12 protein-coding genes are annotated in these 15,205 nt (G+C 41.0%); 6 read left to right on the top strand and 6 right to left on the bottom strand.

The window, feature by feature from the left end; genetic code table 11:
- Positions 1 to 2 precede the first annotated feature (2 nt).
- The 5 genes from hutI (at position 3) to hutH (ending at position 5,919) form a co-directional block, all read left to right on the top strand.
- Positions 3 to 1,298, top strand: a complete 1,296-nt coding sequence (gene hutI / locus UFO1_RS21915; protein WP_038674224.1) for an imidazolonepropionase — start codon at positions 3 to 5, stop codon at positions 1,296 to 1,298.
- Entirely contained in the window at positions 1,291 to 2,181 is an 891-nt protein-coding gene (gene ftcD, locus UFO1_RS21910) for a glutamate formimidoyltransferase (protein ID WP_038674223.1), read from the top strand. Before hutI ends, ftcD begins: the two co-directional genes overlap by 8 nt.
- 34 nt (positions 2,182 to 2,215) lie before the next feature.
- Positions 2,216 to 2,839: a cyclodeaminase/cyclohydrolase family protein gene (locus UFO1_RS21905; protein WP_038674220.1), complete on the top strand. Its 624-nt coding sequence runs from the start codon at positions 2,216 to 2,218 to the stop codon at positions 2,837 to 2,839.
- A 77-nt stretch (positions 2,840 to 2,916) separates the two neighbouring features.
- Positions 2,917 to 4,353, top strand: coding sequence for an amino acid permease (locus UFO1_RS21900; RefSeq protein WP_038674219.1), 1,437 nt, complete (start codon positions 2,917 to 2,919; stop codon positions 4,351 to 4,353).
- Positions 4,354 to 4,389: 36 nt separating this feature from the next.
- On the top strand, positions 4,390 to 5,919 hold the full coding sequence (gene hutH, locus UFO1_RS21895) for a histidine ammonia-lyase (protein ID WP_038674218.1): 1,530 nt from the start codon (positions 4,390 to 4,392) through the stop codon (positions 5,917 to 5,919).
- Positions 5,920 to 6,072: 153 nt separating this feature from the next.
- Here hutH and ppdK read toward each other — a convergent pair whose 3' ends face one another.
- Genes ppdK through UFO1_RS21880 form a run of 3 tightly spaced genes read right to left on the bottom strand, consistent with a single transcriptional unit; the run spans position 6,073 to position 10,247 of the window.
- Positions 6,073 to 8,730, bottom strand: coding sequence for a pyruvate, phosphate dikinase (ppdK, locus tag UFO1_RS21890; RefSeq protein WP_038674216.1), 2,658 nt, complete (start codon positions 8,728 to 8,730; stop codon positions 6,073 to 6,075).
- Positions 8,727 to 9,560, bottom strand: a complete 834-nt coding sequence (locus UFO1_RS21885) for a pyruvate, water dikinase regulatory protein (RefSeq protein ID WP_038674214.1) — start codon at positions 9,558 to 9,560, stop codon at positions 8,727 to 8,729. The genes ppdK and UFO1_RS21885 overlap by 4 nt, the downstream gene beginning before the upstream one ends.
- Positions 9,561 to 9,596: 36 nt before the next feature.
- Complete coding sequence (locus UFO1_RS21880; protein WP_236639278.1) at positions 9,597 to 10,247, bottom strand: helix-turn-helix transcriptional regulator; 651 nt, start codon at positions 10,245 to 10,247, stop codon at positions 9,597 to 9,599.
- Positions 10,248 to 10,604: 357 nt separating this feature from the next.
- Between UFO1_RS21880 and UFO1_RS21875 the strand changes: the two genes are divergently transcribed.
- A complete protein-coding gene (locus tag UFO1_RS21875; protein ID WP_038674213.1) occupies positions 10,605 to 11,663 on the top strand; it encodes a M48 family metallopeptidase in 1,059 nt (352 codons plus the stop codon).
- 327 nt (positions 11,664 to 11,990) lie between these two features.
- On the opposite strand, the gene UFO1_RS21870 is transcribed toward UFO1_RS21875, so the two are convergent.
- From UFO1_RS21870 to UFO1_RS21860, 3 genes are read right to left on the bottom strand one after another with little or no spacing between them, the layout of a single operon-like run.
- Entirely contained in the window at positions 11,991 to 12,434 is a 444-nt protein-coding gene (locus UFO1_RS21870; RefSeq protein WP_038674211.1) for a universal stress protein, read from the bottom strand.
- A 12-nt stretch (positions 12,435 to 12,446) separates the two neighbouring features.
- Positions 12,447 to 14,015, bottom strand: coding sequence for a DHA2 family efflux MFS transporter permease subunit (locus UFO1_RS21865; RefSeq protein ID WP_071842046.1), 1,569 nt, complete (start codon positions 14,013 to 14,015; stop codon positions 12,447 to 12,449).
- Positions 14,016 to 14,070: 55 nt separating this feature from the next.
- Entirely contained in the window at positions 14,071 to 15,093 is a 1,023-nt protein-coding gene (locus tag UFO1_RS21860) for an HlyD family secretion protein (RefSeq protein ID WP_038674210.1), read from the bottom strand.
- Positions 15,094 to 15,205 lie beyond the last annotated feature (112 nt).

Here is a 15,205-nt window from a genome sequence, read left to right as displayed (position 1 = left end):
TTTTGCATAGGGAAAGTGGCAGCAGATCCTTACTAATCAAACATGCAGCTGAAATTGTTACCAATACTGGAACGGCAGCAAAAAAAGGTGCAGCGATGAATCAATTAGAGAAAATTGAAGACGGAGCAATCCTAGTAAAAAAAGGCATCATTGAATGGGTAGGATTAACCTCTGACTTGCCTGTCTATAATGAGGCAAATACGGAAATCATTGATGCTTCAGGTTGTAGTGTAATTCCTGGGTTTGTAGATTCCCACACACATTTTGTCTTCGGCGGTTATCGTCCCGAAGAATTTTTCTGGAGACTAGACGGGACGCCTTATTTAGATATCTTAGAACGTGGCGGTGGTATTTTAAATACCGTTAAAGCTACGCAATCTATGGGCTATGAGGCAATGCTACAGACTGCATCAAAACGGCTAGATGCCATGCTCGCCATGGGAGTTACTACTGTCGAAGGCAAAAGTGGTTATGGGCTGGATTTGGATACGGAACTAAGGCAATTAAAGGTCATGGGAGAATTAAACAATCGTCATGCTGCCGAAGTTGTTCCCACTTTTATGGGGGCACATGCTGTGCCGCCTGAGTATCGAGGGCGAGTAGATGATTATGTGGCATTTATCATACAAAAAGTTCTGCCGGCAGTAGTCGAGCAGGGAATTGCAGAGTTTTGCGATGTGTTCTGTGAGAAGGGGGTATTTTCTGTAAAACAAACAAGAAAAATTCTGCAAGCTGCAAGTACTCTGGGGCTTAAAACAAAAATCCATGCGGATGAGATTGTATCCTTTGGTGGAGCTGAGCTTGCAGCGGAACTAGGAGCTATTTCTGCTGATCACTTGTTGCAGGCATCAGACAAGGGGATTGCTGACATGGCTGCACGAGGTGTAGTAGCGACGGTATTGCCAATGACAGCGTTTTGTCTGAGGGAAGAGTATGCCAAAGCCAGAGCGATGATTGATAGCGGCGGAGCAATTGCGTTAGCAACCGACTATAATCCAGGCAGCTGTTTTAGTCATTCAATCCCCATGTTGATCGCATTAGCGGCTATTCAGCTAAAACTTTCGCCAGCAGAAATTCTGACGGCGTTAACGCTGAACGGAGCCGCTGCTGTCGGGAGGGCAGATCACATTGGGACTTTAGAACGTGGGAAGCAGGGGGATATTCTTATACTCAAATACCCATCACATTTATTTCTGAGTTATCATGTTGGAATGGATATCATCGATAAGGTCATTAAAAAAGGGCAAGTGGTTGTAGATAAACGTATGGCAAATTTGGAGGTAATTGATAGTGAGTAAATTAGTTGAATGTGTACCTAACTTTAGTGAAGGACGTCGTCCTGAGGTCATTGAAGCCATTGTAAATGAAGTTAAAAAAGTAGAAGGAATCAAACTTTTGGATGTACAATCGGATGCGAGTCATAATCGATCGGTAGTAACTTTTGTTGGTGAACCGGCAGCCGTTAAACAGGCAGCTTTTGCCTCTTGTGCGAAGGCTGCGGAATTGATTGATATGGAACAACATCATGGCGAGCATCCACGGGTAGGAGCTACTGACGTAATTCCATTTATTCCGATAAAAGGGATCAGTCTTGATGAGTGTGTTGAACTTGCCAATGAATTAGGCCAAGAAATTGCCGAGAAGCTGGATATTCCAGTGTATATGTATGAAGCAGCTGCAAAAAGAAGCGAACGTAAGAACTTGCCAGACGTTCGTAAAGGACAGTATGAAGGTTTAAAAGCAGCCATTAGCGAGCCTGAAAGAAAGCCTGATTATGGTCCAGCAAAGATGCATCCTAAGGCTGGTGCTACAGTGGTGGGGGCTAGACAATGCTTAATTGCCTATAACATCAATTTAAGTACCAGCGATGTTGCAATAGCCAAGAAGATTGCTAATGCCATCCGGGAAGCCAAAGGCGGTTTTAAATACTGCCGTGCTATGGGAATTATGATTGAAGAACGGAATGTAGCGCAGGTAACCATTAACATGATTAATTATGAAGGTACACCTCTCTACCGGGTTTTCGAAACGGTCAAAAATGAAGCAGCCCGTTACGGTGTGAATATTATTGGCAGTGAGATTGTAGGATTGGTACCAATGCAGGCACTGATTGATACAGCGGACTATTACCTACGTCTGGAAGGATTCAGTCGTAAGCAAGTTATGGAAGAAAACATTTAACTAGGAATCATGATAAAAGCTGGGAGGAATGAATTTGCTAATCGATAAAAGCATTACGGATTTTTTAGCTGAGCTAAAATCAGACTCCGCCGCACCTGGAGGCGGGAGTGCAGCTGCCTTAGCAGGTGCTATCGGGGCGGCACTGGGAATTATGGTAGGGAATCTAACGGTAAGTAGTGTGAAATATGAGGCTGCGCATGAAGAAAGTAGAAAGCTGATTTCAGATTTAGAAAAATGTTTAGCGGTACTGGAAAAGTATATCGATGAGGATACCGAGGCATTCAATAATGTAATAAACGCATATAAGCTACCGAAGAGCATCGAAGAAGAAAAGTTACGGCGCAGCGATGCCATCCAAGAAGCACTTAAAGGTGCATCGAATCTACCCCTTAAGGTTGCCAAGGTTTGTTTAGAGGTATTGGAATTATCGGAGAAAATGCTTTCTATTGGCAACACGAATGCGGCTAGTGATGCAGCGGTAGCCGGGAGAATGGCGCAAGCTGCCATGTGGTCGGCTATCTATAATGTACGGATTAACCTGGGTTCCATTAAAGATTTAGATTTTGTTGCTGAATTGAAAGGCAATATAGAGGACATTGTAGTGCGCTCTGAGGCTTTAATGGCTCAATTGACTAAGACCGTGGATGAAAAAATATAAATGGGCATTTAATGTAAGCTAGTGCGGGCAAGAAAAAGAACCTAAGTAAAGAGAATTAAGGAAATGGAGGGACTGTTGTGACGAAACTGACGAATTCCAATAAACCGGCAGTAAATGTGGAAGAGTTGGTTCCAGAGAAAAAAGGTCTTAATCGTGGGCTGAAATCAAGGCATATGATGATGATTTCGATTGGTGGCACGATTGGTACCGGACTTTTTTTGGGTGCCGGACAGGTGGTAAGCGAGGCCGGCCCCGTTGGTGCTGTACTAGCGTTTCTCTTTGGTGGCATGGTGATGTATTTGGCTTTACTATGCTTAGGGGAGCTGGCCGTGGCAATGCCAGTATCAGGGTCATTCCAAAGCTATGCAGTGAAATTTATTTCTCCAGGTGTAGGTTTTACCGTGGGGTGGCTATATTGGATTAATTGGGCAGTTTGTATTGCCGCTAATTTCACCGCTTCAGCTATTATTATGGCTCTATGGTTTCCTGATGTATCTATTTGGATATGGTGTGTATTATTTGCCGTGCTGGTAACTGTTTTGAACTTGATTTCGGTAAAGGTTTATGGTGAAACTGAGTTTTGGTTTGCTGGCATCAAAGTTGCTGCGATTATTGCCTTTATACTTGCAGGTGCTGGTTTGATGTTTGGTACTGTTGGTAACGAGGGCGCTATTGGATTTTCTAATTTTAATACGGGAGCGGGATTATTTCCTAATGGTGGTTGGGCGTTGTTTTTAACTATGATTACAGTCGTATATTCTTTCCAGGGATCGGAACTGGTGGGGGTGGCAGCTGGTGAATGTGAAGATCCCGGTAAAAATGTGCCTAAGGTTATTAAAGGTGTTGTTTTTAGAATCATTGTGTTTTATGTATTGGCAATTATTGTACTAGGCGCAACGATTCCCTACAAAGAAGCAGGTGTATTAGAAAGTCCCTTTGCATACGTATTTGGTCGTATCGGTATTCCCATTGCAAAGGATATCATGAGTTTTGTTGTACTGACTTCAGCATTATCAGCCAGTAATTCTGCGCTTTATGTTTGTTCACGATTATTGTGGTCAATGTCTAAAGACGGGCATGCACCAAAATGGTTGGGTCATCTAAATTCGGGAGGCGTTCCCATTAACGGCATATTTTTAACGCTGGTGTTATCCGGATTATCACTGTTGACTAGTGAATACGCTGCTGACACCGTATATATATGGTTGATGTCTAGTGTCGGCTTAACTGGTTGCTTAATTTGGATTGTCATTTCTTGGTGCCAGATTAATTTCCGCAAACACTTTTTGGAACTTGGCGGCGATTTAAAAGATTTGGTCTTCCGAACACCCTTATATCCCGTTTTGCCAATTGTGGCAATTATCTTAAATATTTGTATTATCGCCAGTTTAGCATTTATTGAAGGTCAACAAATTGTCCTTTATACGGGCTTACCAATTGTTGCAGGTATTTATCTGTATTATATTTTTATTCACAGCAAACATGAACAAAAGCCAGCAGAAATTGCAAAATAAATCAGCAAGATTTTAAGAAGCGGAGGCGATTCTAGCATGATCTTATTAGATGGAAATTCTTTGACTTTAGAAGATGTGATAAAGGTAGCGCGCAACTATGAAGAGGTTAGAATTAGTGATGAAGGTCGCGAGCAAATCATTGCCAGTCGAAGAATTGTTGATAAAATATTGGAAGAAGAAAAGCCTGTCTATGGCATTTCAACCGGGTTTGGTAATTTCAGCACTATATTTATATCAAAAGACGAAAGAGCTAAATTGCAGCGCAATTTGATTTTAAGTCATGCTACCGGTGTTGGTGAACATCTGCCCGAAGATGTTGTCCGCTCTGCTATGCTACTTAGAGCCAACTCATTGGCAAAAGGTTATTCGGGTATTCGGTTATCGACAGTGGAAATGCTGCTGAATATGCTTAATAAACAAATCTGTCCTGCAATTCCCGCGAAAGGATCTGTTGGTGCCAGTGGGGATTTAGCTCCCCTTTCCCATATAGTATTAGTTATGCTGGGGGAAGGAGAGGCTTATCTTAAGGGGCAGTTGGTAAAAGGTGATGAAGCGCTGAAAGCTTGCGGCTTAGAGCCAATTGTATTGAGTGGTAAGGAAGGGTTGGCTTTAATCAACGGAACACAGATTATGACAGCGGTTGGCACCATTGTCTGGCATGATGCCGTTAATCTGATGAAGGCAGCAGATATTGCAGCCGCATTAAGCGTAGAAGCATTAAAAGGTACCAGAGCGGCTTTTGATCCGCGCATTAGCCAGGTTAGAGCGCATCTCGGTCAGATAGCGACTACCGAAAATATGCTGAACCTAACGGCACATAGCGCTATCATTGCTTCTCACAGTAATTGCAACAAGGTACAGGATGCCTACTCACTGCGCTGTGTGCCACAAGTACATGGCGCCTCTAAGGATGCGCTGCGGCGTGTTGAGGAAACATTGACTATCGAAATTAATGCGGCGACTGATAATCCACTTATTATGCCGGAAACAGGCGAAGCCATTTCGGGGGGGAATTTCCATGGTCAGCCCATCGCTTTGGTTATGGATTATCTTAAGCTCGCTATTGCTGAATTAGGCAATATTTCCGAACGGCGTACCAATCGCTTGTTGGATGTGCATTTAAGTGAGCTACCACCATTTTTAACAGCCTTTCCGGGGGTTGACTCCGGTCTAATGATTACACAATATGTCGCAGCTGCATTGGTTTCGGAAAATAAAGTCTTAGTACATCCGGCTAGCGCCGATTCTATTCCCACTTCAGCGAACCAAGAAGACCATGTTAGCATGGGGACTATCGCTGCCCGTCAAGCAAGAGAAATTTTGGATAACGTCTGTAATGTGATAGCTATTGAAATGCTGGCAGCTGCGCAAGGAATTGATTTCTTAGCACCGCTTACACCTGGAGATGGTACTATTAAAGCGCATCAAGCAATTCGCAATGTTGTATCGCATCTGGATGAAGACCGGGTACCGGCACCGGATATAAAGAGTCTCCATGATTTAATTGCTGGCGGTAGACTGGTTGGAGAAGTAGAAGCTAAAGTTGGCTTACTAAGGATTTATTGAAATTCAATAAAAATGTTTATGTAGAAGGTTAAAAATAGTTCGGATTTTGAGTGGAGATATCGTAGCATTTCATTTATATCCCAAACTATATAAAAAAAGATCGCAAGCTCCATTGTTTGGCAACAATGGGTCTGCGATCTTTTAATTTTGCAATTATTTAGTTCCGTAAGTTTCTCCCTTGCTAATCGCAGCTTGGGCAGCGGCTAAACGAGCAATAGGGACGCGGTAAGGGGAGCAGCTAACGAAATCAAGGCCAATTTGGTGGCAAAATGCAATGGAACGGGCTTCGCCACCGTGTTCACCACAAATACCAATCAAGAGATCAGGCCTTGTTTTTCGGCCGTTTTCTACGGCCATTTCCATTAACTTACCGACACCTTTTTGGTCTAACGTAATAAAGGGGTTGTCAGCTAAAATTTTCATCTCTAGATAATCATTTAAGAATTTGCCTTCTGCATCATCTCGACTGAAACCTAAGCAAGTTTGTGTAAGGTCATTGGTACCAAAACTGAAGAATTCGGCCGACTCTGCCAGCTCACCAGCCAAGAGTGCTGCCCTTGGCAATTCTATCATGGTACCTGAAGTGTAGTGGAAATTTACCTTATGCTTGTCCATGGTAGCTTTAGCAATACTATCAATTTTTTCTTTAAAGAAGTTCATCTCGGCAATACCAATGGTTAGAGGAATTTCTATTTCCGGTAAAATGGTGTAGCCTTCTAGCGTTAAACGCGCAGCTGCGTTGCAGATAGCTTGTATTTGCATTTCATATATCTCGGGGAAGGTAATGCCTAGACGGCAACCTCGATGCCCAAGCATTGGGTTGGATTCATGGAGAGTGCGAACTTTTCGCAGTAATCCTTCTTTTTCTGCTAATAGTTGCATATTTTCTCCTGCCATTTGGAGCTTAGTCGTTTCAATGAGTAATTCATTCATACTAGGAAGAAACTCATGAAGTGGAGGATCTAAGAGACGAATGCATACGGGATAACCGGCCATGACTTTTAATATCCCATAAAAGTCTTCCTCTTGCATTGGTAAGAGATGGGATAGAGCTTTACTACGTTCCTCAAAGTTTTCTGCTAAAATCATATCTTGTACAAAAGGCAAGCGGTCTTGTCCCATAAACATATGCTCCGTACGAGTCAATCCGATGCCCTTGGCGCCGAAGTCTAACGCTCGTTTTGCATCTGCAGGGTTATCCGCATTCGCTCTAACTTCAAGGAGTTTGCACTTGTCAGCCCAATCTAAGAGTGTCAAATATTCTAAAGATAGCTCAGGATCTTTCATTGGCACAAGACCTAACATCACCCGGCCCGTTGTGCCGTCAATGGAAATAAGATCACCTTCGTTGACGATGGTTTGTCCAATAACAAAGGTCTTTGTATGATAGTTAATTTTGATTGCTTCACAACCACAAACACAAGGTTTTCCCATACCGCGAGCTACTACAGCCGCATGGCTAGTCATACCACCACGACTCGTTAAAATACCCTGAGCAGCAATAATGCCATGAATATCATCGGGTGTAGTTTCTGTGCGAACTAACATTACCTTTTGCCCTTTTTTACCTAACTCTTCTGCATGGTTGGCATCAAAAACTACAGTTCCTGATGCTGCACCAGGGGAGGCTGGTAGACCGGTAGCCATGATATCAAGTTTGGCTTCAGGATCAATCTGGCGATGAAGTAGTTGATCTAATTGAGATGGTTCAATTAACAACAAGGCATCTTGCTTACTAATTAAACCTTCTGCTGCTAAATCATGGGCAATTTTGATTCCTGCTTGGGCAGTGCGCTTGCCATTTCTAGTTTGTAGAATGTATAAGGTACCTTTTTCAATGGTAAATTCAATATCTTGTACATTTTTGTAATGCGTTTCTAATATGTTAGCAATCTTAGCAAATTGGGCATAGACAGTAGGCATCTCTTCAGCCAATTTAGCAATTGGTTGCGGCGTACGAATGCCAGCGACTACGTCTTCTCCTTGGGCATTTGTTAGGTATTCTCCATATAGCAAATTTTCCCCAGTAGAAGGGTTCCTAGTAAAGGCTACACCTGTACCGCAGTCATTACCCATATTACCAAAAACCATAGATTGAATGTTTACAGCTGTGCCTAATTCGTGGTCAATTTTATTTAAATTCCGATAGATGAAGGCGCGATCGTTATTCCAAGAACGGAATACGGCTTCAATTGATAGGAATAACTGCTCAACAGGATCTTCAGGGAAAGGAGAGCCTGTCCGCTCTAAGACCAAACCTTTATAACTATCAATTACAGCCCGCAACGTTTCGGCAGACATTTCTTGGTCATAAGTAACACCCTGTTTTTTCTTGTGCTCCGACAGAAGTTGCTCAAAGTCATGTTTATGAATTTCTAGTACAACATCACCAAACATTTGAATAAATCGGCGATAAGAATCATAAGCAAAGGAGAGATTATTCGTATTTTTAGCGAGGGCTTGTACCGTTTTTTCATTTAAACCAAGATTTAAGATCGTATCCATCATGCCAGGCATAGAGAATACTGCTCCAGAGCGGACAGAAACTAATAGGGGATTAACTTCATCCCCTAACTTTTTACCGATGGCTTGCTCTAGGTGCGCCAAATTTTGGCGCACCTCTTCTATGATAGTGGCAGGGAGCTTCTTATTGTTTTGATAATATTCCTTGCAAGCAGCAGTGGTGATCGTCATGCCCGGCGGCACGGGTAGACCAATATTAGTCATTTCTGCTAAGTTGGCTCCTTTGCCTCCGAGTAGTGAACGCATTTCAGCGCAACCTTGGTTAAATAAGTATACGAATTTTTTCATTGTTCAGCGACTCCTTTGCGATAAAAATCTAGAACTCTTGCAGCAGTTTCTTCAGTAGCTTTATTTGTGATATCGATAGTGGGGCAGCCTATTTTACGCATAATTGCTTGCGCATAATCTAGTTCTTCGACGATACGCTCTAGATTTGCGTAGCTGCTGGATGGCTGAAGCCCCATAGCTCTTAGCCTTTCTCTACGTATCTCAAACAATAAGGATGGCTTGATGGTAAGTCCAACGACTTTATGAGCAGGCACTTGAAAAAGTTCAGGCGGCGGTGGAATTTCCTTTACAAGAGGTACGTTAGCAGCCTTAATGCCTTTATGTGCCAAATACATACACAAAGGCGTTTTAGAGGCTCTTGATACTCCAGTGATGACAATATCGGCTTGTAATAGGCCGCGAGGATCTTTGCCATCATCAAATTTTACAGCAAATTCAATGGCTTCTACTTTGGCAAAATAAGCTTCATCTATTTTACGAATGAGTCCTGGTTCATTGCGAGGAGTTAAATTGGTGATTTTCTGCAAGGCAGAAATGACAGGACCCATAATATCTACATGAATAAGTCCTAATGTATGGGCTTTGGTTTCTAATGCGCTTTTTAAATCAGGGCGAACCAATGTATACACGATAGCACTTTTAGTTTTAGATGCCTCTTCGAGAACGGCATCGATTTGTAAAGAGGATTTTAAGTAGGGTTTACGTTGAATTTCAATATGTGCTCCATCAAATTGACTGATTGCCGCCTTTACAACCAATTCGCCTGTTTCTCCAATGGAATCAGACAATACGTAGACAGCAGGTGTTTGGCCGTTATATAAAGTATTCAAAGAGAGCCTCCTTTACCTTGCTATAAGGCTAGTTTTTTAGCTTTCTGCTAATTGGACAAAAAGACGTGCAATATTCGTCTTGGTAAAACGACCAACAACTTGAAATTTTGTATTTACACCCTCCTTTACCGATTTTACCACTGGTAATGCATCCACTTGATGGTATAAAAGTTTTTGCGCTGCTGACAATACTGATTCTTCTGGTGTAGTCAAAATAATCTTAGGCATTCGTGTCATAATGATACTAACAGGAAGTTCATTATTATTTTTTCCGCCCATTGCAGCCTTTAACAAATCTTTTCTAGAGATTGCACCCTCAAGAAAATTTCCTTCCGAAACAACGAAAATAGTGCCTACGTCTTCAATAAATAAAGTGACGATAGCATCATAAACAGAACTATTCTCTTTCACCACAATGGGTAAGGAATGAGTATCCCCTACAAGGATGGTATCAAAAGACATCGTTTTTAGTTTCTGCAGATCTTGGCCTATAAAGTAATAGCCTACTTTAGGTTTTGCACCGATTAATTTAGACATTGTTAAAATGGCCAAATCTGAGCGTAATGCAGCCCGACTAAGGTTAAGTTTTTCTGCAATTTGGTTACCCGTAATAGGGCCGAGAGACTGGATTATTTCTAAAATATGAGTCTGTCGCATTGTAAGTTGTATAATATATTCACCTTCCAAACGATAAAGTAAACAACATATAGTGATTTTATAGTATATAGTATACTACATTGAAACTGAAATACCTGCTTACTTAACAAAATATTATTGTATTTTTGACAAACTCTGACACCGCGAGGAGAATAAGTCTCTCTACTTTACTATTTATATGCGGCTGTCCCTGTAAAATACTATAGTTTTTGTACACTTTATCAAAAAGTAAAATCAAGATAGACTTTTCAAATCAATAAAAGGAAATTTATAATAGTGGGTGAATTAGTTTGTACAGAGCTAATTGTGATTTTTTATTATTAGGAAACCTTTTCTAAAATATACTAACGATAGAGCAAAGTCGTGATAAGAACTAAAGGGGGAAATATGACACATAGTATAGCGCGGCAGGCCAAAATTACTATGATTGCACTTGTTAGCCTTTTTATTATATTTGGGGTGGTACCAAATGGTGCTCAAGCTGCTATTATCAGTACTCAGGGTGAGATTGATATTGGACGAGATGTAGGGAAACAGCTTGAAAAACAATATGGCTTAGTGGATGACCCGGCTTTGCAAGAACGTGTAACTAAAATAGGTATGAATATGGTGGCTGTGAGTGAGCGAAAAAGATTGCCTTATACTTTTAAAGTACTAAATTCGAAAGAGGTGAATGCCCTTGCCGCACCTGGTGGATTTATCTATCTGTTCAAGGGTTTGGTAGATTTGATGCCGTCAGATGATGAATTGGCCGGAGTGATTGGCCATGAAATAGGCCATGTAGTTAAACGTCATACCGTACATCAAATTGAAAAAAATCTTTTGATGAATGTAGGATTTATAGCTGTATTTGGTGATCGAGGTATTGCATTACAAAGTCTTGCAATGGATGTTATCATGGCTGGTTATAGTCGCAGTGATGAGCGGGAAGCTGATTACTTAGGTTATGTTCATTCGTCTAAAGCTGGATACAATCCTTATAGCATGACGATGGGGTTAATGAAACTTTCCAGCTTGGATCAGCACTATCAATATGACTTATTTTCAGACCATCCTGAGGGAAAGGAACGTATTGCATTAATACAAGGTTATTTAGAGAAGGATCACGTCCATCCAAAAGCTCAATTAACAGCAGATAAGAAAGGTGCAACCGTGGTGGACGGAACATGGAAATTACCAACCATTACGGCATTATACAATGGAGTCACACCCTTATATAGAGCCTATGAAACGGCAGGAGCATTATACCGCGTCAGTCAATTGGCAGAATATAATCCCGATACATATATCTTAGATTATGACGGTGACAATATAGTTATAAATTATAATGACATTCGTATTCTTGTCATTACTCCAGAAGATGCCTTAGCCTATAACACGAACCAAATGGAGCTGGCGGGATTATATGTTGATAAGCTAAAAGAATGGGATAGGAAAAAGTTGTAGACAATATGAAATGTAACGCTCATAAAAAATACCCAACCCTCAGAGATAGGTTGGGGCTAACTTATAAAGTGAATTAAATCAGAATTTATTGACCAAAAGTCTAATGCCAGTCAACGCCACGTTTAGTATATGAAGATTTGTAAAATATAATTACGGACTTAAAAATATTGAAGATATGTATTGAAATATTGAAATGACTAAGAGAGGTAATATAGTATGCTTTATTGAGTTCTAATTGAAAAGTAGATTGGTTGTGCTAAGGAAGTTAGAAGAATGTATTAATAAAGACCAGCATGGGCTCATGCTGGTCTTCCTGTCTCATTGAACTTATTTTACTACCATAACAGGGCATTGGGAATGATGAACGACATAACTGCTGACACTTCCCACTAATATTCCCTTAAGCACTCCTAAGCCTCGGCTGCCCATAACAATTAAGTCAGTTTTGTTATTTTGGGAAATCTCAATAATTTTTTCGGAAGGGGAGCCTAGTTCAAGTGAATAGGTTACATTTATGGAAGAGGGGATTTGCTGTAAACCCATTTTTAAAATATTTTGACCATTTTCTTGGAGATCATTAATTACACTATCAGGAACTGAAATATTATTGATATGAGTAGACGCTACTTCTTTAGAAAGAAGCAGGACATAGAGCAGTTCTATGGTGCCATTAGAAGATTCAGCTAAGTCACAGGCACAGGATAATGCTCTGAAGGCGTTTTTAGAGCCATCTAGGGGTACGAGAATTTTTTGAAAGCGGGACTGATTCATGTAGATTCCTCCCTATTTCTTTAGGTTGGGTGGGTGATTGTTAGTTTTAATGAATAAAGCTAGGAAACTGCTGCAAAAACAAAGAATGGCTAAGATATAAAAGACATCTTCAAAAGATAAAATGTTGGCTTGCTGATGCACTATTTTGGCTAGCGTAGCTTTAAAAATGGCGTATCGTTGCGGTACTAAAAAACCTTCCCCAGTGAACCATCCATGAGCAGCCGTTGTTAGCATCTCTGAATTCATTCCTTGATTACCCCATAGTGCTTGGAGTATTTTAAAAACTTCTTGAGGTGCCCGATTTGGTGCATTTAAATATTCACTTAAAATCTGATAGTGGCGTACTTCACTGTTGCTTAATATTGTTTCTACGAATACGACACCGATGCTGCCGCCGATGATCTTAAATAAATTTAGTATGCCAGAGCCCATCCCTACTTTATCTTTCGACAAGGATGATATAGCACAATTGCTAAGGGGCGACATGGTAAAGCCTAACCCCATTCCCATTAATACAAGGCGGATAAAAAAATCACGAGCAGAGTAATTGGCATTGATGCTAGTCAGCAAATAGATGGAAAAAGAGATGAGCATAATTCCTAAAAAAGCAGGAATGCGAGAGCCGAATTTATCCGCGATTCCTCCGCCTAAGGGTGCAAAGATAACCATAGTTACCGTTAAAGGGAGCAGCATGACTCCGGCGGATATAGAACTATAGAGTAGTATAGACTTTAAAAAAAAGGGGAGTAGAAACATTACGCCATATAGTGCTAAAAATGAAATGAATCCAAGGATATTAGCGATGGCAAAATTAACATTACGAAACAAATTAATTTCCACCATTGGGTGTTCAACACGCAGTTCTGCGACAATGAAAAGAACAAAAGCGGCAAACGATAGATAGAACAGCATTGTAATATAAAGAGACGTCCACCCCTCGATTTGACCTTTGTTCAAGGCAACCAGTAAGGCACTCAAACTAATAGTTAGCAAAGTTGCCCCCCAAAAATCAGCCTGTGAATTTGCATTACGTTTAGACTTAGGTATTATGAAAAAAGCCAAAACAATACTAAGTGCGCAAAATGGTAACACAGAGAAGAAAATGGAGCGCCAGTCAATATTTTCAATTAAGTAACCACCGATAGTCGGTCCCATAGCACTGCCAGCAGCAGCCATCGCACTCCAAATTCCTAGCGCTTGACCACGTTCATGGGCCTCAAAGGTTTCTACTACAATGATCATAGCATTGGGTAATAACATCCCTGCCCCAATTCCTTGGATAATACGATATACAAGCATGGTAGTTGAGTTTGAGGCTACGCCGCATAATAAAGAGCCAATGGTAAAGGTAATAAGGCCAGCGATATACATCTTTTTTGCTCCGAATTGATCACCTAGTTTGCCAGTTAACGGCAGGATAGAACCGTAAGGGAGAAGATAACTTAGCGAAACCCAGACAATCGAATTCATGTCAAAATTTAAAGCTGCCATGATATTTGGTAAAGCAATGTTGGTACAACTACTGACATAAGAACTTAGCACAGTGCCAAGGCAAACAGTGCATAAAACTAGATATTTCATATAAAAAACCTTTCCAATCAGCCGGTATGAACTAGTATTAATGCTGATATGTTTTTTACTTAATATAAATACTTAAAATTGTAGACATTCCAGGCTTAAGAGAGAAATTTTCATGTGGGTAAATTTTAATTTTTATTGGTAGGCGCTGTGTTGTTTTTGTAAAGTTGCCGGAAGCGTTTTCGGCGGGTAAAAGAGTTAGCTGCGATCCAGCTGCTGGACCAACGGCAATGACCTCGCCTGAAAACTTCTCTCCAGGGTAGGAGTCTACTGTAAATTCGGCCAGCTGTCCAACTTTGACTTTCCCTATGTAGGTTTCTTCGATGTTGCTTTCAATCCAGATATCGTCTAAATTAGCAATACTAAAGATCGGTTGTCCTGCTGCAACAATTTCCCCATCTTCTACTGATTTTAAAGCAACTGTTCCTGGAACGGGTGCTTTGATAATTACATTATCTAATTGGATCTGGGAGCTTTTTAAAGCCGCTTGCGCTTGTAACACTTGAGCCTTTGCCATAGCAATATCTTCGGAACGGGACCCTTCCAGTGATAAATTATAGGATTGTCCGGCTGAGGCATACTGTGCTTCTACAACTTCTAGAGAAGTTTGAGCAGAGTCTCTTTGCTGTTCGGAAATAGCACCTTGCTTATATAATCCTTCAGCACGCTCTGCATTTTTTTTCGTATTATTTAAATTTGCCCTTTGTTGTGCAACCGATGCACTGGCTTGGGCAATTTCTTGTGGCCTGTTCCCGGCTTCTAGTGCTGCAAGTTTTGCCTGTACAGCAGCTAAATTACCCTGAGCTTGCTCTACTTGGGCTTCATATTCTTGTTTTTCAAGAATGGCAATGACTTGGCCTGCTTCTACGTGATCTCCATCAGTAACGAGAACTTTTTCAATACGACCGGAAACCTTGGGGCTGACAGCAACAATTGTACCTTTCACTCTGGCATCGTCTGTTGATACAACGCGCTGGCTATGAATCCACCACCAAGATAGACCTGCTGCTAATAATGCTGCAAGTAGAATTATAATGATGATTATTGTTTTTTTACTTATTTTAGAACTTACCTCACTCATACAAACACTCCCGTAGTTTCATCAATCGTTAGAATGATAAGCGTATCCGCCCAAACTTTGACGATCTTTTTGATTTATTGTAGTATTATAGCAAAAACAAAACCATATGTAT

The organism is Pelosinus sp. UFO1 (genome assembly GCF_000725345.1).
Classification (GTDB): Bacteria; Bacillota; Negativicutes; order DSM-13327; family DSM-13327; genus Pelosinus.
The sequence above is the reverse complement of the archived record's forward strand: the minus strand, read 5'-3'. Positions and strand labels throughout refer to the sequence as shown.